The organism is Amycolatopsis sp. cmx-4-83, from assembly GCF_046548815.1.
Lineage (GTDB): Bacteria > Actinomycetota > Actinomycetes > Mycobacteriales > Pseudonocardiaceae > Amycolatopsis > Amycolatopsis pretoriensis_A.
Genome location: NZ_JAEBEF010000017.1, coordinates 133,287 through 152,741, shown reverse-complemented (window position 1 = coordinate 152,741; position 19,455 = coordinate 133,287). Strand labels below are relative to the sequence as shown.

Annotated in this window: 16 protein-coding genes and 1 tRNA gene; 3 read left to right on the top strand and 14 right to left on the bottom strand. The window is 70.3% G+C overall.

From position 1 onward, the window contains the following. Positions 1–43: 43 nt before the first annotated feature. From ACLJQM_RS41515 to ACLJQM_RS41495, 5 genes are all read right to left on the bottom strand, one after another. Positions 44–117, bottom strand: a tRNA-Pro gene (locus tag ACLJQM_RS41515). A gap of 118 nt (positions 118–235) precedes the next feature. Continuing rightward, complete coding sequence (locus ACLJQM_RS41510) at positions 236–1,408, bottom strand: alginate lyase family protein (protein ID WP_410635809.1); 1,173 nt, start codon at positions 1,406–1,408, stop codon at positions 236–238. A 164-nt stretch (positions 1,409–1,572) separates the two neighbouring features. After that, on the bottom strand, positions 1,573–3,786 hold the full coding sequence (locus ACLJQM_RS41505) for a glycosyl hydrolase family 18 protein (RefSeq protein WP_410635867.1): 2,214 nt from the start codon (positions 3,784–3,786) through the stop codon (positions 1,573–1,575). A 161-nt stretch (positions 3,787–3,947) separates the two neighbouring features. Beyond that, a complete protein-coding gene (locus ACLJQM_RS41500) occupies positions 3,948–4,727 on the bottom strand; it encodes an enoyl-CoA hydratase/isomerase family protein (protein ID WP_247023109.1) in 780 nt (259 codons plus the stop codon). Between the two features lie 2 nt (positions 4,728–4,729). Next, complete coding sequence (locus tag ACLJQM_RS41495; protein WP_281506287.1) at positions 4,730–5,641, bottom strand: PaaX family transcriptional regulator C-terminal domain-containing protein; 912 nt, start codon at positions 5,639–5,641, stop codon at positions 4,730–4,732. A 147-nt stretch (positions 5,642–5,788) separates the two neighbouring features. On the opposite strand from ACLJQM_RS41495, the gene ACLJQM_RS41490 reads away from it, so the two are divergent. After that, positions 5,789–7,426 carry an ABC-F family ATP-binding cassette domain-containing protein gene (locus ACLJQM_RS41490; protein WP_410635807.1) on the top strand — a complete coding sequence of 546 codons (1,638 nt, stop codon included), beginning with the start codon at positions 5,789–5,791 and terminating at the stop codon, positions 7,424–7,426. Then, the gene (locus ACLJQM_RS41485; protein ID WP_410635806.1) at positions 7,423–7,905 is read left to right on the top strand and encodes a GNAT family N-acetyltransferase; all 483 of its coding nucleotides are present in this window, start codon (positions 7,423–7,425) and stop codon (positions 7,903–7,905) included. Before ACLJQM_RS41490 ends, ACLJQM_RS41485 begins: the two co-directional genes overlap by 4 nt. A 30-nt stretch (positions 7,906–7,935) precedes the next feature. Here the strand turns inward: ACLJQM_RS41485 and ACLJQM_RS41480 are convergent, their stop codons facing one another. The 5 genes from ACLJQM_RS41480 to ACLJQM_RS41460 all read right to left on the bottom strand — a co-directional run bounded on the left by ACLJQM_RS41480 (position 7,936) and on the right by ACLJQM_RS41460 (position 14,109). Further along, positions 7,936–8,745 (bottom strand): carbohydrate ABC transporter permease, encoded by an 810-nt coding sequence (locus ACLJQM_RS41480; protein ID WP_247023112.1) that lies wholly within the window; start codon positions 8,743–8,745, stop codon positions 7,936–7,938. Next, positions 8,742–9,641 (bottom strand): carbohydrate ABC transporter permease, encoded by a 900-nt coding sequence (locus ACLJQM_RS41475; protein ID WP_410635805.1) that lies wholly within the window; start codon positions 9,639–9,641, stop codon positions 8,742–8,744. The genes ACLJQM_RS41480 and ACLJQM_RS41475 overlap by 4 nt, the downstream gene beginning before the upstream one ends. Position 9,642: 1 nt before the next feature. Further along, on the bottom strand, positions 9,643–10,908 hold the full coding sequence (locus ACLJQM_RS41470; protein WP_410635804.1) for an extracellular solute-binding protein: 1,266 nt from the start codon (positions 10,906–10,908) through the stop codon (positions 9,643–9,645). A gap of 109 nt (positions 10,909–11,017) precedes the next feature. Then, a complete protein-coding gene (locus ACLJQM_RS41465; protein WP_410635803.1) occupies positions 11,018–13,108 on the bottom strand; it encodes an alpha-galactosidase in 2,091 nt (696 codons plus the stop codon). A 56-nt stretch (positions 13,109–13,164) separates the two neighbouring features. Next, a complete protein-coding gene (locus ACLJQM_RS41460) occupies positions 13,165–14,109 on the bottom strand; it encodes a methionyl-tRNA formyltransferase (RefSeq protein ID WP_410635801.1) in 945 nt (314 codons plus the stop codon). A gap of 115 nt (positions 14,110–14,224) precedes the next feature. Here ACLJQM_RS41460 and ACLJQM_RS41455 point away from each other — a divergent pair, with 115 nt between their 5' ends. Continuing rightward, positions 14,225–15,532: a lysine N(6)-hydroxylase/L-ornithine N(5)-oxygenase family protein gene (locus ACLJQM_RS41455; RefSeq protein WP_410635799.1), complete on the top strand. Its 1,308-nt coding sequence runs from the start codon at positions 14,225–14,227 to the stop codon at positions 15,530–15,532. Between the two features lie 242 nt (positions 15,533–15,774). On the opposite strand, the gene ACLJQM_RS41450 is transcribed toward ACLJQM_RS41455, so the two are convergent. The 4 genes from ACLJQM_RS41450 to ACLJQM_RS41435 form a co-directional block, all read right to left on the bottom strand. Then, positions 15,775–16,260, bottom strand: coding sequence for a DinB family protein (locus tag ACLJQM_RS41450; RefSeq protein ID WP_247023118.1), 486 nt, complete (start codon positions 16,258–16,260; stop codon positions 15,775–15,777). Between the two features lie 123 nt (positions 16,261–16,383). Next, a complete protein-coding gene (locus ACLJQM_RS41445) occupies positions 16,384–17,193 on the bottom strand; it encodes an ABC transporter ATP-binding protein (protein ID WP_360770882.1) in 810 nt (269 codons plus the stop codon). 4 nt (positions 17,194–17,197) lie between these two features. Next, positions 17,198–18,256, bottom strand: coding sequence for a FecCD family ABC transporter permease (locus ACLJQM_RS41440; protein ID WP_247023120.1), 1,059 nt, complete (start codon positions 18,254–18,256; stop codon positions 17,198–17,200). 78 nt (positions 18,257–18,334) lie between these two features. Next, entirely contained in the window at positions 18,335–19,372 is a 1,038-nt protein-coding gene (locus tag ACLJQM_RS41435; RefSeq protein ID WP_410635798.1) for a FecCD family ABC transporter permease, read from the bottom strand. Between the last annotated feature and the right edge of the window lie 83 nt (positions 19,373–19,455).

The following is a 19,455-nucleotide window of genomic DNA, read 5'->3' as shown; positions in this document are numbered from 1 at the left end:
TACGACGAAAGCCACGTTCACCTGAGTGAACGTGGCTTGTCCGTCGGGCTGACAGGATTTGAACCTGCGACCCCTTGACCCCCAGTCAAGTGCGCTACCAAACTGCGCCACAGCCCGGACCCGCACTCGCTGAGTGCGTGAGAAGTACTCTAGCGTGCCCCTCAACTCCCTCTGCAGGCAGGGTCCCCAGTCCGCCTGACCTGCGGAAACAAGCCAGGCGGACCGGAGCCCAAGATCAAGCCGGGTTGCTCGCGTGGGTCAACGTCTGCCAAGCCACGAACAGGTTGTTCGACCCCGCCGGCCGCTGGCGTTCCGTCAGCGTCTGCGTGTTGGACATGGCGATGCCCAGGCGCGTGTGGAGCGCGTTGAACCCCACCTCGGTCACCGGACCCAACCCCAGCTTCAGGGAGCCCGAGCAAAGCCAGGACGGCGCCGCAGTCCCCAGCTGGTACTTCGACTGGAAGCCCAGCGCCTGACGCAGCCGCTCGCCGACGTCGGTTCCGTAGACGTCCTGGCCCTGGATGCGGAGCGTCTCCGCCACGTCCGCGATCGCCGCGATGCCGTAGCCCGTGTGGGTGAAGTCGCGGCAGGTCTCCTGGGTCAAGCCGTCCACGAAGGTCGACTGGCCCTGCCAGTAGCCCACGATCTGGTCGCGCGACGACAACCCACTGCCAGGGACCGTCTTCGGCAAGGCGCCGTCCGAAGACAGGTACACGTACGCCGCCACTCGGTTGCGGTACCGGGTTACCGCCTTGTCGAAGTTCGGCTTGTCCTCCAGGAACACCGTGATGCCGACCGCGGCCTCCATCATGGACAGTTCCCAGTTGCCGTTGCTGTTGCTGCCGTTGATGAGTTTGTTCAAGTACACGTTGCGCAGCATCGTGCCGAAGCGCCCCGAATTGGGCCAGCTCGTGTACGTATATTTGATGATCTCCGCCGCTCGGGGCCACGACGAGCCGGCCCAGCCCGTCTGCAGGGGTGCGTTGCTGTTGGTGTGGCTCGTAATCGTCGCCGACCACGCGTCCATCAGCGCTATCGCCTTCTGCGCGTAGCGGGCGTCACCCGAGATGTACCAGATCAGGGCATCCGTGTACGCCGCGATTGCGTCTTCGCGCTCGTCCGTGCAGCCGTAGTTCGGGTTCGAATAGGAGCCGCATTCCACGACCGCGCGGGGTTTCGGGGTTCGGGACAACGAGGCGTACGGGCTCGCCAATGCCTGGTCGTACGCCGCTTTCCAGGGTTGGGCGCCCGCGTTCACCTGGGTTTTGACGAAGTCCAGCTGGGGGCGGCTCACCAGTACTCCGGGGTGGGTGAACGTCGCCGGGGCGGCCGGGGCCGGGGTGGCGATCAGCCCCAGTGCCAGCGGGATCGCTGCACCCAAAGCAAAAAACAAGCGTAAGCGGGACATGGCTCTCCTCGAGACGACGGTGTCCTGGATCCCCTGTGCGCTGCGCCCAGTTTCATGGTCCAGACCATCGGGAGTCAAGAAGTTGAGAGCCTTTGTTCGCGATTTGAAGGAAAGGTTCAGCCCGCTGAACGGAAAGGCCGATTCCGTTCAGCGGGCTGAACAACTTAACCGAGTCCGGCGCTGACCGCGTTCATCAAGCCGCCGGTGTCACCCGACATCTCCCACGCCATCACGCCGAGCAGGCCGCGCTGCTTCAGCCACGTCGTCTTCAGCCCGATCGACCACGCGTCGTCGAACGTCCACCACTGGCCGCCGTTGCCCGTGTAGCAGGACGTCGCCACCGCCGCCGTGTCGTGGTAGACCGTGCAGTTCGGGACGCTCGCCAGCAGGTTCGCGTAGCCGCGCGTTCCCGCTTCCTCGGCGAACTGGCCCGGGGCCGCGCCGGTCGCCGACTGCCACTCGCCGTTCTTGCCGCCCGCCGCGACGCCTTGCCAGCCCCGGCCGTAGAAGGCCAGGCCCAACGTCAGCCTTCGCGGATCCACGCCCGCGTTCGTGTACGCGTTGATCGCCGCCTCGGCGCTGAAGTGGAACGGGTACGGGTCGTCCGCGTCGGCGTACAGGTTGCCCTGGTGGCCGGTGCGGTTCGGTTCCCACGAGTTGTCGCTGCCCGAGCCGTGGAAGTCGTACCCCTGCACGTTCGCCACGTCCAGGTAGTTGAACACCTTCGAGAGGTCCCACCCGGACGCGACCTTGTTCGGGTCGGCCGGCGTGAACGCGTGCAGCTGGTAGCGCTTGCCGGTCGTCGCGCCGTACGCGTCCATCTGCGTGCGGAACTCCGCCATCAGCGCGGTCAGGTTGTCCTTGTCGTTCGGGCTCCAGTGGTTGCCCGGGTGGCCGTCGGCGCTCGCCGGCCACTCCCAGTCGAGGTCGATGCCGTCGAAGATGCCGGCCGCGGTGCCCGGGCCGCCCGCGCCGCCGTAGGACGCGATGTTGCCCTTCAGCCACGTGTCGACGCACGACGAGACGAACTTCTTGCGCGACGCGTCCGTGGCCGCGACGTCGGAGAAGTACTTCGAGTACGTCCAGCCGCCCAGCGACACCAGCACCTTCAGGTTGGGGTGCTTCGCCTTGAGCTTCTTCAGCTGGTTGAAGTTGCCGCGCAACGACTCCCAGCCCGTGTCGGCCACGCCGTCCACCGACTGCGCCGCCGAGAACGGCCGCGAGTAGTCGGCCTCGGCGTCGCCGGCGCCGTCACCCTGGTTCGGGTCCTGCGGGTTCGCCGTGGTGCCCTTCGTGACGCCGGACAGGCACGTCAGGTTCACCGGGTCGATGTTCTCGAACGCGTACAGCAGATGCGTCAGCTTGGCCGCCGCGCCCGACGTCTCGAGGTTCTTCACGAAGTACTGGCGCCCGTAGATGCCCCACTGCACGAAGTAGCCGACCTTCGCGTAGCCCGAGACGATGTCGCCGGTCTTCGCGGTCACCGCGGCGCTCGGCGCCGACACGTTGTCGTAGCCGTCGCGCGCCCGCACCGTGAACGAGTACGAAGTGGACGGTGCCAGCCCGGTCACGACGGCGGACGTCGTGGTCACCGTGGTGGCCAGTACCGATCCGCGGTACACGTCGTAGCCGATCACGCCGGTGTTGTCCGTCGACGCCGTCCAGGACAGGGAGACGCTGCCCGAGTCCGCGGCCGTCGAGCGCAGCCCGGCTGGGGCGGACGGCGCCTGCGTGTCGTCGGAGGGGCTGTTCGTCGTCACGGCCAGTGCGGCGCTCGCCGGGGACGTGTTCCCCTTGGCGTCCTTGGCCTTCACCGTGAACGAGTACGCCGTGCCCGGGGTGAGCCCGGAGATCGTCGCGCTCGTCCCGGTCACCGACGCGGCCAGGGACGTGCCCTGGTAGACGTCGTACCCGGTGACCGGCAACGATCCGGCCGCCGACGCGGTCCAGGCCAAGGCGACCGTCTTGGTCGTCTTCGTGACCAGCCTGAGCCCGCCGGGCGCACCCGGTGGCGTGTCCGGTGAACCGTCGCAGTTGGCGTTGTCGACGCGGCACTGCGCGGGTGCCGCGGCGGCGCTGAGCCGGAACGTCGGGCTGTACGGGTAGGTGGTCCGGCCCGGCGCCAGCGTCGCGATGTAGTACGCGGGGGTCAGCGTGACCTGCGTGCCGTTCTGGGTCACCGTGCCGTTCTCGCCGGTCGACGCGGTGACGCCGGCGGGCAGCGTGAAGGTGATCGCCCAGTTGCTCACCGAGGCGGTGCCGGTGTTGGCGACGGTGTAGGTCCCGGTGGTGCCGCTCATCGCCAGGGTGGCGGTCAGCGAGCCGGCCGCGGCGGCGGGTGGCGCTAGCGCCGCGGTGCCGCCGAGCGCCACCAGCAAGGCGGCGAGCGCGGAGCGTAGTCGTACGGGGGTGCGTCTCATGGCGGTTCTCCAGACGGCACGGGGGCGGGGACGACGTGGTCTAGACCACATCGAATGTAACCCGGTGCGGGGAAAACCGCGCAGGCCCGAACGGCGGCAACCGCCGTCCGAACGGCCGGTTAACGGCCCGAGAACGTCGCCTTGCCCGGCCCGTCGGCCAAGAACGACTTCACGGCGCCGCGGAGGTCCTCGGTCTCGAAGAGCTCGGCCGCGATCGACGTGATGTGCGCGTTCGCCTCGGGAACGCCGCCGGCGGAGAAGTGGTCGAGCACGCGCTTGGTCGCCGCGTGGGCCCGGGTCGGCCCGGCGGCGAGCTGCCGCGCGAACTCCCGCGCGGCCTCGTCGAAGCCCTCGTCCGGCAGGACGCGGTTGACGACGTTCCAGCGCTCCAGCGTGGCCGCGTCGTAGGTGTCGCCGGTCATGACGAACTCCTTCGCGCGGCCCACTCCGGCGCGCGAAGCGAGCCGCTGGGTGCCGCCCATGGTCGGGGTCAGCCCGACGACCTTCTCGACCAGCCCGAACTTCGCCCGCGACGCGGCCAGGATGAGGTCACACGCCACGGCGACCTCGAACGCCCAGGTCAGGCACAGGCCGTGCGCGGCGAACACGGTCGGGAACGGCAGCGCCGCGATCCGGTCCGGCACCGCGAGCATCTCGTCGAACAGCACCTTCGCCTCGGCGGGCGAGCCCTGGGCGTCGAACAGCGAGACGTCCACGCCGCCGCTGACGATCTTGCCCTCGGCCCGGATCAGCAGGGCCCGGGCGGGCGCCTCCTCCAGCGAGTCGAGCGCCGAAGCGAGCTGGGACTGCAGCGAAGCCGTGTAGAGGTTCAACGGCGGAGCGTCGACGGTCAGGACGGCGAGCCCGCCGTCACGATCGAGGCGGACCTGCTGAGTCATGTTCACCCTGCTTCTTCGGCTTCGACGATGTCGTCCCAATACTGCTGGGCCTCGGGGCGCCAGTCGACGTGTTTGTGATGGAACAGTTCCCCGGCTTTCGTCCCGCTCCACTTCGCCGGGAGGAGCTCGGCGGGCAGCTGCGGGTCGAGGAACGGGAACCGCCGCCACTCGTGGACCAGCTCGGTCTGCGCGCGCAGCACCGCCCGGCCGCCGGTCGGGTGCAGGCCGGTGAACCGGTCGATGAAGTCTTCGTAGCGGTCCTTCAGCTCGGTCAGGTCCCAGGAGCGCGAGACCATCGACTCCTGTTCGCCGACCTCGCCGTACGCCGCGGTGAACGACATCGCCTGGGCGTCGAGGCCGAGCTCGCTGACGATCTGCTGCGCCTCGCGCTGGCGGGACAGGTCCGGGCTGACCCACACGCCGGCCACCGGCGAACCGAAGCCCGCCCAGGTCAGCCGCGTGCGCAGCCGGTGCCGCAGGTCGCGCTTGGCCTCCGGGACGGACACGATCAGCATCAGCCACTGCCCGTTCCACGGCGGGCGCTCGCGGCCGAAGGCGTAGATCCGCTCGGCGCCCTCGGTCAGCAGCCGGCGCCCGGGCGGGGTCAGCGACCAGCGGACGCGGCGCCCGACGCGCTCGGAGACGACCCAGCCCTCGGCGGCCGAGCGGGCCAGCGCCTGCCGGGCGGACTTCTCCTCGATGTCGAGGATGCCGAGGACCTCGACCAGCATGGACGTCCACACGGGCTTGTCACGAGGCAGCGCGTACTCGCCGAGCACGGTCATCAGCAGCGACCGGGCGCTGGCGTGGCTCACCTCGCGGCGCCGGCTCACCGTGGGCCGGGGCGCGGATGGGCGGCCTTCCCTCGGTTTCGGCCTGCGGCCGAGGGTCACCGGGGGAGCGGGTTCGCCCATCTGTGTTCACCAACCTCACTGCACGGAAGACGCGACAACCGAACAGGGTACCCACACTCAGTGATCAAAGCGCCACCCGACACACACAGCCGGTGGCTTTGACCTTGATCTGACAGTCCACCACGGCCCCGTAGACTCGGCGATCTCATGAGCGCAACACTCGTCGCGAAGGACCTGGCCGCGGGCCACGGTGACCGCATCCTCTTCTCCGGCCTCGATCTCGTCGTCGCCCCGGGCGACGTCGTCGGCCTGGTCGGTGTCAACGGCGCCGGCAAGTCGACGCTGCTGCGGACCCTCGCCGGGCTCGCGAAACCGGACGGCGGCGAGATCCGGCTGAACCCGCCGTCGGCGACCGTCGGGCACCTGCCGCAGGAGCCGGAGCGGCGGGACGGCGAGTCGGTGCGGGCGTTCCTCGCGCGCCGCACCGGCGTGTCGGCGGCCCAGGCGGACCTCGACGCGGCGACCGAAGCCCTCACCGCGGGTGAAGCGGGCGCGGACGACCAGTACGCGACGGCGCTCGACCGCTGGCTCGACCTGGGCGGCGCCGACCTCGACGACCGCGCCGCCGAAGTGGCCGCCGACCTCGGTCTCGCCGTCGGCCTCGACCAGCCGATGACGTCGCTCTCGGGCGGTCAGGCCGCGCGCGCCGGGCTCGCGTCGCTGCTGCTGAGCCGCTACGACATCTTCTTGCTGGACGAGCCGACCAACGACCTCGACCTGGACGGCCTGGCCCGGCTGGAGCGGTTCGTGACCGGGCTGCGGGCGGCGACCGTGCTGGTCAGCCACGACCGCGAGTTCCTGGCCAGGACCGTCGACCGCGTCGTCGAGCTGGACCTGGTGCAGCAGCAGGTCAACAGCTACGGCGGCGGCTACGAGGCCTACCTCGAGGAACGCGAGGTCGCGCGCCGGCACGCGCGTGAGGACTACGAGGAGTTCGCCGACACGAAGGCCTCGCTCGAGGCGCGCGGCCGGATGCAGCGGGCGTGGATGGAGAAGGGCGTCAAGAACGCCCGCCGGAAGCAGCCCGACAACGACAAGAACGCCCGCAAGTTCCGCGCCGAGGCCACCGAGAAGCAGGCGTCGAAAGCCCGGCAGACCGACCGGATGATCGAGCGCCTGGACGTCGTCGAGGAGCCCCGCAAGGAGTGGGAGCTGCGGATGGAGATCGCCGCGGCCCCGCGCGCGGGCGCGGTGGTCGCGACCCTGCGCGGCGCGGTCGTCCGCCGCGGCGGCTTCACGCTCGGGCCGGTCGACCTGCAGATCGACTGGGCGGACAAGGTCGCCATCACCGGCGCCAACGGCGCGGGCAAGTCGACGCTGCTGGCCGCGCTGCTCGGCCGGGTCCCGCTCGACGAGGGCAACGCCGCGCTCGGGCCGGGGGTCGTGGTCGGCGAGGTCGACCAGGCCCGGCGGCTGTTCCTCGACGACGTCCCGCTCGCCGACGCGTTCGCGCGCGAGGTCCCGGAGCTGGCCGACGCCGACGTCCGGACGCTGCTGGCGAAGTTCGGGCTCAAAGCCGCGCACGTGCTCCGGTCGGCGGCGACGCTGTCGCCGGGGGAGCGGACCCGCGCGGCGCTGGCGCTGCTGCAGGCCCGCGGGGTCAACCTGCTGGTGCTGGACGAGCCGACCAACCACCTCGACCTGGCCGCGATCGAGCAGCTCGAGTCGGCGCTCGACAAGTACCCGGGCACCCTGCTGCTGGTTACGCACGACCGCCGGATGCTGGACGCCGTGCACGTGACGCGCCGCCTGGAGGTCGACGGCGGGCGGGTCCGCGAGCGGTGAAGCTCCGCCCGGCGACCGCCGACGACGCCGACTTCCTGGCCGACGTGCTGGTGGCCGCGGTCAACTGGTCGCCGGAGTGGCCGCCGAAGAGCCGTCGCCGCGTGCTCGCGGCTCCGAACACCGCCTGCTACGTCGCCGGCTGGCCGCGGGAAAGCGACCTGGGCGTGGTCGCCGAGGCGGACGGCAAGAGGGTCGGCGCCGCCTGGCTGCGCTTCTTCGCTCCCGACGCGCCGGGGTACGGGTTCGTGGCCGCCGACGTCCCCGAACTCACCATCGGCGTGGCCGAGGAGTGGCGCGGCCGGGGTGTCGGACGCGCGTTGCTGCACGCCGTCGAGGACCGCGCGAAGGAGGCAGGGATCGCGCGGATCAGCCTCAGCGTCGAACGGAAGAACTTCGCGCAGCGGCTGTACTTCGCGGCCGGTTACGAGGTCGTGGGCGCGGGGTCCGAGCAGTCCGACACCATGGTGAAGGTTCTGTGAAGAAGCGGCACTTTCACGTGAAAGTGCGCGCTAGCCCTTCGTCGCGCCGCCGGTCAGGCCCTTCACGAACTGCTTCTGCAGCGCCAGGTAGAAGATCAGCACCGGCAGCGTCGCCAGGAACATCAGGGCGAACACGCTGCCCAGGTCCGCCTGGTACTGGCCGATCGAGCGGTAGATGCCCGTCGTGATCGTCGTGCCCTGCCCCGGGCCGAGGATGATCAGCGGGTCGATGAAGTCGTTCCAGATCCACACGCCCAGGAAGATCAGCACGGACGCCGTCGCCGGGCGCAGCAGCGGGAACACCACGCGCCAGAACACCTGCATCCGGCCGGCGCCGTCGAGCAGCGCCGCCTCCTCCAGCTCGACCGGGACCCCGCGGACGAACCCGCTGAACACGAAGACCCCGAACGGCACGTAGTAGCCGACGTTGAACAGGATCAGCCCCGGCAGCGACGCCATCAGGTGGGTGACGCGCAGGACGTCCGTGATCGGGATCAGGATGACCTGCGGCGGGATCATCAGCCCGGCCAGCAGCACCAGCGTCAGGACCTTCGTCCACCGCTTGCGCGAACGCGCCAGGTAGTGGCCGAGCATGGCCGACAGGACGGTCAGGACCAGGATCGACGACACCGTCACGACGACGCTGTTGGCCAGGCTGACCCAGAACAAGCCGTCCGGGCGGGTCAGCACCGCGTGGATGTTGGCCAGCGTCGGCGGCAGCGGGAGCGACGCGGGTTCCTTCGCGATCAGGTCGCCCCGCTTGAAGACGTTGGCCAGCACCAGGTACAGCGGCACGAAGAACACCGCGCCGACGAGCAGGGCGACCAGCCGGCGGGTCACAGGTCCACCTCTCGGCGGCGGAGGAAGTTCAGCACGACGGTCGTCACGACCGCGACGATCACCAGCATCAGCACGGCCATCGCGGACGCGTAGCCGACGTGGTTGGCGTCGAAGCCGGTCTGCAGCACGTCGAACGCGATCGTCGCCGTGGCCCCGGAACCCGGGCCGCCGTTGGTGATCACCTTGACGTAGTCGTAGGTCTTGAACGCGGAGATCAGCAGCACGACCGTAGTGATCGTCAACGACGGCGCCAGCAGCGGCCAGGTAACCGCGCGGAACCGGCGCAGCGGCCCGGCGCCATCGATCTCGGCGGCTTCGAGCAGTTCGGCCGGCACGCCCTGCAGCCCGGCCAGGTAAACGACGACGCAGAACCCGAGCATCTGCCAGCACACGATCGAGGCGACCGAATACAGCGCCAGATCGGGGTCCGAAAGCCAGCCCGGCGGGTGCTCGACCCCCAGCGCGCGCAACAGGTTGTTCAGCGGCCCGGCGTCGTCGAGCAGCCGCGACCAGACGATCGAGACGACGACCGAGCTGAGGATCACCGGGGTGAAGAACACGCTGCGCAAAGCGTTGTACAGCCAGCCTTTCCGGTCGAGCAGCAGCGCGACGCCGAGACCGAGCACGTTGGGCACGACGACCACGATCAGCGTCAGGATCGTGGTGACCTCGAGCGCGGTGAGGAACTGCTCATCGGTGAAGAGCAGCCGGTAGTTGTCGAAGCCGACGAACCGCACCGGCGGGTGGAACGGGTTGTAGTTCGTCAGGCTGTAGCCGAAGCTGATCAGGATCGGAGCGAGCACGAAGCACACGTAGACGAGCACGCCCGGGGCGCCGAACGACGCGAAGTGCCCGACCCGCGGCAGGACCGGCTTGCGGGTGCCGGCGGTGGCCAAGTCAGCCCGCCTTCGCCCACTCGGTGTCCAGGAACGCGCACGCGTCGGCCACCGTCTTGCGGCCGGTGATGACGTCCTGGGCGGCCTGGTCGACCTTGTCCTTCATGCCGGGCAGCAACCCGTCGTCGGCGGTCTCCCAGCGGAACGCGTGGACGACGGCGTTCTGCCGCACCGCCTGGGTGTAGAGGTCGTACCCGGCCTTGAACGTCGGGCCCACGTCGGCCGGCGGGGTGTAGCCCTTGATCGCCGGGAACAGGCCGTCCGCCTTGACCGACGCGTCGAGCTGGTCCTTGTCCAGCTGGAAGCCGAGCGCGAACTTCCTGGCGGCGTCGAGGTTCGCGGCCTTCGCGTTCACGATCATGCCGCCGCCGGTGTAGGCCGGGACGACGAGCTTGCCGTCCTCGGTGGGGAAGTCGAACACGCCGACTTCGAAGTCGTGCTTCTTGGAGTCGGCGTTGGCGGCGAACCAGTTGCCCATCGGGTACATCGCGCTCTTGCCGTCGAGGAAAGCCTGCTCGGTCGCCGCGTAGTCGCGGGAAACGCTCGTCTTGTCCACGTACCCCCGCGCGACGAGGTCGGCGAGCTTCGAGAAGGCGTGCTGGAACGCGGGATCGGCGAACTTGACCTTGTCCTGGCGCCGCTGGGTCAGCCAGTCCGGCGTCGTGGGGTAGACCTCGGTGCCGACCAGGCCGGAGAGGATCATCGACGACGGGAAGCCGTCCTTGCCGCCGCCGATGGTGAACGGCGCGAAGCCCTTGTCCTTGAGCTTGCCGGCGTCGGCGACCAGCTCGGCCCACGTCTTCGGCGGCGCGGCGACACCCGCGTCGGCGAACATCTTCTTGTTGTAGTAGACCGGCGGGATGGTCTGGGTGTTCGCCGGCAGCTGGTAGTACTTCCCGTTGACCGGGTTGGCCTCGGGGAACTGGAAGTCCTTGAGCTCGTCGGGCGTCCAGGCGTAGAGGTTGCCGGCCTCGGCGAAGCCCGCGGAGTCCACGGCGATCAGCACGTCCGGGAACTGGCCGGACTGCAGCAGCTGCTTCGCGTACGACGTCCGGCCGTCGGCGGTGGGGGCGACGAGCTTCTTCACCTTTATGCCGGGGTTCTTTTCGGTGACGCGCTTGATCGCGGCGTCCCAGTAGGCGGGCGTGAGGTTCGGTGTCTCGAAGGTGAGGAAGGTGATTTCGGTGCCACCGCCGGTGTTCGACCCGACCGAGCACGCGCTCACCGCCAGGAGTACCGCGGCGCCCAGCGCCAGTGACCTTCTCATCGAGCCTCCCACCAGATGTGATGTATGACGCATTTGATCTGACGTCTGATGGGCTGTCAAGCGTTCAGAGGCGGTGAAACCGTCGAAGGGTGGCTGATAGATCCGATCTCTAGCGCGAAATTCGCTCCAGCCGGACGACTGCGCTCGCGAAGTCGCCGGTCGGGAGCCCGAGGCGCAGTCCGTGGGCGAGCAGCACGGCGCCGGAGTGCGTGGTGCCGGAACCCGGATCGAGGTACCGGTCAGCGGAATCGAGCCCGCCGAGCCGCAGCGGCCGGTCCGGCTCGGCGAAGTGCGCGGCCTGCCGGTAGGCGAACACGACCGACCGGTCGCCGAGGACGTACTGGAGCGCGACGAGGCCGTCGTCGACCGGTGGCCGGAGCCGGTGCAGCGCCCCGTGCTGCACCACGGGCCGGATGTCCCGGTACAGCGCGATCATTTCCCGGGCGAGCGCGAGGTCTTCGTCCGGCCAGTGCGCGATGTCGCCGCCGAGACCGAGCACGCCGGCCATGGCGACGTGGAACCGGAAGCGCAGCGGCACCGAGCGGGCGGTGACGAAGTTCGGGCCGTCGGTGACCCAGGCCGCCATCGCGCGGGCCGGGTAGAGCTGGCTGTAGCCGTGCTGGACGCGGAGCCGGTCGAGGGCGTCGGTGTTGTCCGACGGCCAGACCTGGTCGGTGCGGGCGAGCACCCCGAGGTCGACCCGGCCGCCGCCACCGCTGCACGCTTCGATCCGCAGGCCGGGGTGATCGCGGCGGAGGCGGTCCAGGATCGCGTACACCGCACGGGTGTGCTCGACCCACAGCCGGTCCTGGTCCGCTTCGCCCGGCCAGCCCGCTTCGCTGAACGGGCGGTTCATGTCCCACTTGAGGAAGTCGACGCCGTGGTCGCCGACGAGCCGGTCGAGCCAGCCGTGCGCCCACGCGGCGACGTCGGGCCGCGCGAAGTTGAGGACGAGCTGGTTGCGCAGTTCCGACCGGCGCCGGTGCGGGTGGTGCAGCACCCAGTCCGGGTGGGCGCGGTGGAGGTCGCTGTCCGGGTTGACCATCTCGGGCTCGACCCAGAGCCCGAACTTCATGCCCAGCGCGTGCACCGCGTCGACCAGCGGCCGGAGGCCACCGGGGAAGCGCTCGCGGTTGACGTGCCAGTCGCCGAGCCCGGAGTGGTCGCCGGTGCGGGCGCCGAACCAGCCGTCGTCCAGCACGAACAGCTCGACGCCGAGCGCCGCGGCCCGCTCGGCGAGGGCGAGCTGGCCGCCTTCGGAGACGGCGAATCCCGTGGCTTCCCAGGAGTTGTAGAGGACCGGACGCAGCTCCGCGGGGTGCGGCAGGACGTGTTCGCGGACGTAGGCGTGCCACGCGCGGCTCGCGGCGCCGAACCCGCCGCCGGTGTGCAGGCCGGCGGCGACCGGGGTGGTCAGCGGCCGGCCGGGCCCGATCCGGTGGACGACGCCGTCTTGCCCGAAGCCGCCGCTGACCGTCAGGCGCCCGGTCGAGGAGCGGGTCGTGGTGAGGCGCCACGAGCCGCTCCACGCGAGCGCGACGCCGTAGACCTCGCCGTGGTGTTCGGTGGCGGTGCCGTCGTCGACCATGACCCAGGGGTTGGCGTGGTGACTGGTGATCCCGCGGCGGCTGCCGAAGACGGTCTCCCCGTGCGGGGTGGGTTCCCGCCGCAGCTGGGTTTCCGCGGCCCAGCGGCCGGTGGCGTGGCTGAGCCGGTAGTCGTCGAGGACGGGCAGGGCCCAGGTCGCGGAGTCGGCCCGGGCGATCTCGACGTCGGTGTCGGCGGACAGCTCGGTCCAGCGTTCGAGGACGTCGGACCGGAACCGGTAGTGGAGGGTGATCCGCACGGAGTAGTGGCGGTCGGTGAAGTGGATCGCCAGGTGGCGCTCGGTGATTTCGTGGCGCTGGTACCGCCATTCGAGGCCCCGGGTGCCGTCGGCGAAGCGGAGTTGCAGGGCCGGGGTCCAGTAACGGGTGCCGCTGTCCGCCGCGAGTTCGTCGAGGCCTTCGTTCGGGTCGTTGAAGCCGTCCCAGCGGGGAGGCGTTTTCTGCGTGAGTTCGACGACCTGGGGTGGGGACAGGCGCGGACCCCAGTACACGTGGGTGGGGACGTCGTCTTCGTCGAGCCGCAGGGCGTAGGTGGTCGTCGTGCCGGTGAGCACCCAGGTGCGGTGGGCGTCGAGGAAGCTGATCCCGGGCATGCGGGTCATCCTGGCCGCCGGGACACCGCGGCGGCCAGGAATTCCCGCTCACCGGATCAAGGCCGGTCGGTCAGGTACCCGCCCATGGTCTTGAAGTACTCGTGCGCCGGCAGTTCCGTGCCGTCGGCGGTGCGGACCCGCTCGACGACCAGACCGGCCGACCGACCGCGGCGCGCCTGCGGGCCGGCCACGATCACGACGCCGTCGCCCTCCTTGATGAAGATCCGGCCCGGCGTGCCGCCGTAGTGCCCCTTCGACACCGATGCCTTGAGGATCCGCAGCTCCTCGCCGCGGTGGTGGGTGAACGCGTTCGGGTACGGGTCGGACAGCGCACGCACGAAGCGCTCGAGGTCCTCGGGCGGGAGGGTCCAGTCGATCAGGCTGTCGCGGCGGGCGCGCTTGTGGAAGAAGCTGGCCTTCGAGCGGTCCTGCGGCACCGGGGTGTACCCCGTCTCGATCTTCGAGATCGCTTCGGCCGTGAGCGGGGCGATCAGGTCGACCGTGCGGTGGAACAGATCCGTCGTGGTGTCCGCCGGGCCGACCGGGATCGCGCGCTGCAGGACGATGTCGCCCGCGTCGAGCTCGCCGTCCATCATGTGGGCGGTGACGCCGACCTCGGGCTCGCCGTTGATCAGCGCCCAGATGAGCGGGGAGAAGCCCGCGTACGACGGCAGCAGCGAGTCGTGGATGTTGAGGGTGCCGTGCCGCGGGAGGTCGAAGATCTCCGGGGGCAGCCAGGTGCGCCAGTTGTTCGCCACGATCAGGTCGAGGTCCGCGGCGTTGAGCTCGGCCAGCAGTTCGGCGTCGTCCGGGCGGGTGCGGAGCAGGACGCGGATGCCGTTGGCCTCGGCGAGGTCGGCGACCGAATCGGCCCAGATCCGCTCGTAGGCGTGGTCGCTCTTCGGGTGCGTCACCACGAGGGCGACGTCGTGCCCCGCGTCGATGAGCGCCTGCAGGGTCCGGTGCCCCCAGGTCTGGTAGCCGAACATCGCCACGCGCATTCGAGAGTGCCCTTTCGTGATCGGGGGACGAACATCACCACGAACGTACTAGGCGAGGCTCGCCTAAGTTAGGTTAGGGTTCCCTGAACGGTACCGGAGCACGCGAGGGAGCAACATGACTGCAGAGGTCCCGATCTACGACATCGTCGGCGTGGGCTTCGGACCGTCGAACCTGGCCCTCGCGATCGCCCTCGCCGAGCACAACGCCGGCGCCGGGGAGCCGGTGACCGCGCACTTCCTCGAGCGGCAGCCGAAGTTCGGCTGGCATCGCGGGATGCTCATCGACACGGCCACGATGCAGGTGTCGTTCCTGAAGGACCTGGTCACCATGCGGAACCCGACCAGCGAGTTCAGCTTCCTGAACTACCTGCACTCAGCGGGGCGGCTGGTCGACTTCATCAACCACAAGAACCTCTTCCCGCTGCGGGTCGAGTTCCACGACTACTTCGAGTGGGCGGCCGCGAAGGTCGACGACGTCGTCTCGTACGGCACCGAGGTCGTGTCGGTGAAGCCGGTGTACGACGGTTCCGAGGTGGCCTACTTCGACGTCGAGGCTTCGGACGGCTCGTCGTTGCGCGCCCGGAACCTGGTGGTGGGCACCGGCTTGCGGCCGCAGCTGCCCGAAGGGATCACCGCCGGGCCGCGGATCTGGCACAACAGCGAACTGCTGTTCCGCGTCGACGCCCTGCGCGGAACATCGCCCCGGCGCCTGGTCGTGGTGGGCGCCGGGCAGAGCGCCGCCGAGGTGGCGGCGCTGCTGCACGACGAGTTCCCGCAGACCGAGGTGTGCGCGGTGTTCGCCCGCTACGGCTACAGCCCGGCCGACGACAGCTCGTTCGCGAACCGGATCTTCGACCCGGACGCCGTCGACCAGTTCTACCGCGCAGGCGAACCGGTCAAGGACCGCCTGATGCGCTACCACGGCGCGACGAACTACTCCGCGGTCGACATCGACCTGATCGACGAGCTGTACCGGCGGGTGTACCGCGAGAAGGTGCTCGGGGTGGAGCGGTTGCGGCTGCTGAACGTCTCCCGCCCGGTCGAGGTGATCGACACGGGCACGGCGGTGTCGGCGACGATCGAGTCACTGACGACGGGCGAGCGCACGGTGCTGGAGGCGGACGCGATCGTCTACGCGACCGGTTACCGCCCGGCCGACCCGACGCCGTTGCTGGGCGAGCTCGGCCCGCGGTGTTCCCGGGACGAGGAGGGCCGCTTGCGCGTCGAGCGTGACTACCGCTTGACCACGGAACCTGTGCTGCGCGGCGGGATCTACCTCCAGGGCGGAACGGAGCACACGCACGGCATCACGTCGTCGCTGCTGTCGAACACGGCGGTGCGGGTGGGGGAGATCCTGCAGTCCGTCGTGGACCGCCGGGTGGTGGCGGCGCCGGCGGGGGAGTACGCGGTCAGCGCCCGCTGACCCGCCAGACGGAGATCGTAAACGCTGTTCGAAGTCGGAAGGACACTTCGGGTGGGCGTTGTGTCAGTCCTTGGCAGATTTTGTGGCTGCTGGTGACGCTCGCGGCCGCGGCGGCAGGCGTGATGTTCGCTTCTGACGTTCAAAAATCACCTGCTCACGTGATCGTATGATGAAGGTCGGGCCGGCCTGAGCGCGCTCGAGCGGGCCGTCGAGCCAGGTCGTTCACGCCGCAGGCTACGGGGTCAGCGGGCGGCCAGCTGCTCCCGCAGGATGTCGCCGTGGCCGGCGTGGCGGGCGAAGTCCTCGATCAGGAGCAGGTAGACGAACCGCAGGTTCACCTCGCCGAGGACGTCGTGCGTCCACGTGTCGTCGAGGTCGAAGCGGGCCGCGATCTCCCGGGACCGGGCGCCGGCCCGCTCGAACTCGGCGATCACGTCGGCGACCGTTTCCCCTTCGGTGACGACGAAACTGGGGTCGCCCGGCGTCGTGGGACCGTCGCATTCGGACTCGGCGCGGCCCAGCAGCAGGCACTGGAACCACCGCCGCTCGGCCATGGCCGCGTGCTTGACCAGCCCGATCGGCGTGGTCATCGACGCGACCAGCCGCACGCGGGCGTCGGCCTCCGACAGTCCGCGGGCGGTCTCGGCGACGGCTCGCCGGTTGCGGTCCATCGTGGCCTCCAGCAGGTGGCGCTCGGGACCGGTGGTGATTTCGGGCAGCACGAACATGGCTCTGCTTCCTGGAGGGGGTTTCGGCCGGACGTTCCTCGGAACACGCGAGGCGGGCCGGGGCCCAGGATAGCCGAAGTCGGGCTCGGCGCGAAGAAGGCCGTCCCTGCCAGTTTGCCGGGGTCAGCCCTGGTGCACCGGCGCCGGGTGGTGGCGGCTGATCGGGATCACCATCGGCGTCCCGCTCACCGGGTCCGCGGTGATCCGGCAGCGGACGTCGAACACCTCGTCCACCAGCTCCTCGGTGATCACCTCGGTCGGCGCGCCCGAGGCCACGATCCGGCCGGACTTCATCGCGATCACGTGGTCGGCGTAGCGGCACGCCTGCGGCAGGTCGTGCAGCACCATCACCACCGTGCGGCCCTCGCCGCGGTTGAGGTCGACGACCAGGTCGAGGACGTCGATCTGGTGCGCCAGGTCGAGGTACGTCGTCGGCTCGTCGAGCAGCAGCACCGGTGTGCCCTGCGCGACCGCCATCGCGATCCACGCGCGCTGGCGCTGACCGCCGGAAAGCTCGTCCACCGGGCGGTCGGCCAGGTCGGTCATCTCCGTCGCCGCCAAGGCTTCGCGCACCGCGCCTTCGTCCGATGTGGACCACTGGCGCCACCAGCTCTGGTGCGGGGCGCGGCCGCGGCCGACGAGGTCGGCGACCGTCATGCCCTCCGGCGCCACCGGTGACTGCGGGAGGATGCCGAGCTGCTGGGCGACCTGGCGGGTCGGCAGGTCGTGGATCGGCCGGCCGTCGAGGTAGACGCCCCCCGACTTCGGCGTGAGCAGCCGGGCGAGCGTGCGCAGCAGCGTCGACTTCCCGCACGCGTTCGGGCCGACGATCGCGGTGATCCGGCCCGGCGGGATCTCGAGGTCGAGGCCGTCGATGACGACCCGGTCGTCGTAGGCGACGCGGAGGTCCCGCACGCGCAGGGACGGTGTCATCTTCTCAGCCTCCGGAACCGGAACGGTTGGCCCTGGCCAGCAGCCAGAGCAGGATCGGAGCGCCCAGCACGCCGGTCACGATGCCGACCGGCAGCGCGGACGCGGTGAGCTCGCGCGCGATGATGTCGCTGCCCAGCACCACGACCGCGCCGGTGAGCGCGGACGCGGTGATCGGCGGCGACGACAGCCGGGCGAGCCGCTGCGCGATCTGCGGTGCGGTCAGCGCGACGAACGAGATCGGCCCGGCCGACGCGGTCGCGAACGCGACCAGCCCGGCGCCGGCCAGCAGCAGCCCGAGCCGGACCGGCTGCACCGGCGTGCCGAGCCCGGCGGCCACGTCGTCGCCGAGCAGCAGCGTGCCCATCCACCGCGACAGCGCCAGCACCAGCGGGAACAGCACGACCAGTGCGGCGAACAGCGGCACGACGTGGTCCCAGCCGCGGTTGGCGAGGTTGCCGACCAGCCAGCCGATCGACGCCTGCGCCTCGGTGATCTGCGCCTTGCTCAGCAGGTAGTCCGTGAGGCTCGTGCACATCGCGAAGATCCCGATGCCCACCAAGAGGATCCGGTACCCGGTGGTGCCGCGCCGCCACGCCAGCGCGTACACCAGCAACGCGGTCAGCAGGCCGCCGGCCAGGCCGAGGGTGGTGGTGCCGAGCCCGCCGCCGAAGCCGAACGCGATCCCGGCGACGACGAACGTGGCCGCGCCCGCGTTGATGCCGATCATGTCCGGGCTGGCCAGCGGGTTGCGGGTGATCGTCTGGAACACCGCGCCGGACGCGCCGAACGCGAGCCCGGCCAGCAGCCCGGTCAGCGCCCGCGGCAGCCGCAGTTCCTGCACGATGTAGGTGTTCCCGGTGTCGCCGCCGCCGAAGAGGCCCGAGAGGACGTCGGACACGCTCATCGGGACGTCGCCGATCGTCATGCCCAGGCAGAACAACACGAACGCGAGGACGGCGAGGATCCCGGAGACGAGCAGCAGCCGCGGCCGGACGCGGCCGGACACCGGGGGTGCGGCGAGGCGGAAGGTGACGCGGTCGCGCCGGAGGTGCAGCAGGCTCATGCGCACGCCTCGCTGACGCTCGGCGCGGCCTGAGCCGAAGGCGCGGTGTTGGTCGATTCGCTCGCAAGCTCGCTCATGTCAGGACTCCGCGAGCTTGCGCCGGCGGACCAGGTAGATGAAGAACGGCGCGCCGAGGAACGCGACGATCACGCCCGCGCGGATCTCGCTCGGCCGCGCCAGGACCCGGCCGAGGATGTCGGCGGCGAGCAGCAGGCTCGGGGCGAGCACCGCGGTGTAGGGCAGCAGCCAGCGATGGTCCGGGCCCAGCACGAACCGCACCGCGTGCGGGACGATCAGGCCCAGGAACAGGATCGGCCCGGCGACGGCGACGGCCGCGCCGGTCAGCAGGGTGATCGCCAGCGCGCCGCGCAGCCGCAGCGGGCCGAGCTTCCGGCCCAGCGCGATCGCGACGTCGTCGCCGAGGGCCAGGCTGTTGAGCGCCGGGCCGCTCGCGATCGCGAGCACCACGCCGACGACGAGGAACGGCAGCACCTGCAGCAGGGCGTTCGCGTCCACGCCGGACAGCGAGCCCGACGACCAGAAGCGGTAGCGGTTGAGCGCCACCGGATCCGACAGCACCATCGCGCTGGTGAAGGAGGCCAGCAGCGCCGTGACGGCCGCGCCCGCCAGCGCCAGCTTGACCGGGCTCGACCCGGCCCGCCCGCGCGTACCGAGGAAGTAGACGACGGCGGTCGCGGCGAGCGCTCCCGCGAAGGCGAACCAGATGTAGCCGTAGAGCGAGCTGATGCCGAGCACGGTGATCGAGAAGACGATCGCGAACCCGGCTCCGGCGCTCACGCCCAGCAGACCGGGGTCGGCTAGCGGGTTGCGGGTCAGGGCCTGCATCACCGTGCCGGCCAGGCCGAGCGCGGTGCCCACCAGGACGGCCAGCAGGGTTCGCGGCATCCGGACACTGTGGATGATGACCGCGTCGGCCGAGCCGTCGTCGTGCCACAGCACCTGCCAGACGGCGCCGAACGAGATCTCCTTCGAGCCCAGCCAGACGCTCAGCAGGCACAGGAAAACCAGGACACCGAGGGCGGCCAGCAGACCGAGCGCACGTCCCGTGTGTGGCGGGCGTCGCGTGAGAGCGATCCCTCCGGGGTCTGTTCGCACCGCACCTCCGACTGGTACTCATTTTAGGTAAGGCTAACCGATGGTACAGGAGTGCATCCTCACCATCCGTTTGTTAGGGTCAC

What these genes read in the sequence shown, in the direction of transcription:
- ACLJQM_RS41510 (WP_410635809.1), bottom strand. Translation starts at nt 1,408, where the DNA reads ATGTCCCGCTTACGCTTGTTTTTTGCTTTGGGTGCAGCGATCCCGCTG.
- ACLJQM_RS41500 (WP_247023109.1), bottom strand. Translation starts at nt 4,727, where the DNA reads ATGACTCAGCAGGTCCGCCTCGATCGTGACGGCGGGCTCGCCGTCCTG.
- ACLJQM_RS41495 (WP_281506287.1), bottom strand. Translation starts at nt 5,641, where the DNA reads ATGGGCGAACCCGCTCCCCCGGTGACCCTCGGCCGCAGGCCGAAACCG.
- ACLJQM_RS41490 (WP_410635807.1), top strand. Translation starts at nt 5,789, where the DNA reads ATGAGCGCAACACTCGTCGCGAAGGACCTGGCCGCGGGCCACGGTGAC.
- ACLJQM_RS41470 (WP_410635804.1), bottom strand. Translation starts at nt 10,908, where the DNA reads ATGAGAAGGTCACTGGCGCTGGGCGCCGCGGTACTCCTGGCGGTGAGC.
- ACLJQM_RS41465 (WP_410635803.1), bottom strand. Translation starts at nt 13,108, where the DNA reads ATGCCCGGGATCAGCTTCCTCGACGCCCACCGCACCTGGGTGCTCACC.
- ACLJQM_RS41460 (WP_410635801.1), bottom strand. Translation starts at nt 14,109, where the DNA reads ATGCGCGTGGCGATGTTCGGCTACCAGACCTGGGGGCACCGGACCCTG.
- ACLJQM_RS41455 (WP_410635799.1), top strand. Translation starts at nt 14,225, where the DNA reads ATGACTGCAGAGGTCCCGATCTACGACATCGTCGGCGTGGGCTTCGGA.
- ACLJQM_RS41450 (WP_247023118.1), bottom strand. Translation starts at nt 16,260, where the DNA reads ATGTTCGTGCTGCCCGAAATCACCACCGGTCCCGAGCGCCACCTGCTG.
- ACLJQM_RS41445 (WP_360770882.1), bottom strand. Translation starts at nt 17,193, where the DNA reads ATGACACCGTCCCTGCGCGTGCGGGACCTCCGCGTCGCCTACGACGAC.
- ACLJQM_RS41440 (WP_247023120.1), bottom strand. Translation starts at nt 18,256, where the DNA reads ATGAGCCTGCTGCACCTCCGGCGCGACCGCGTCACCTTCCGCCTCGCC.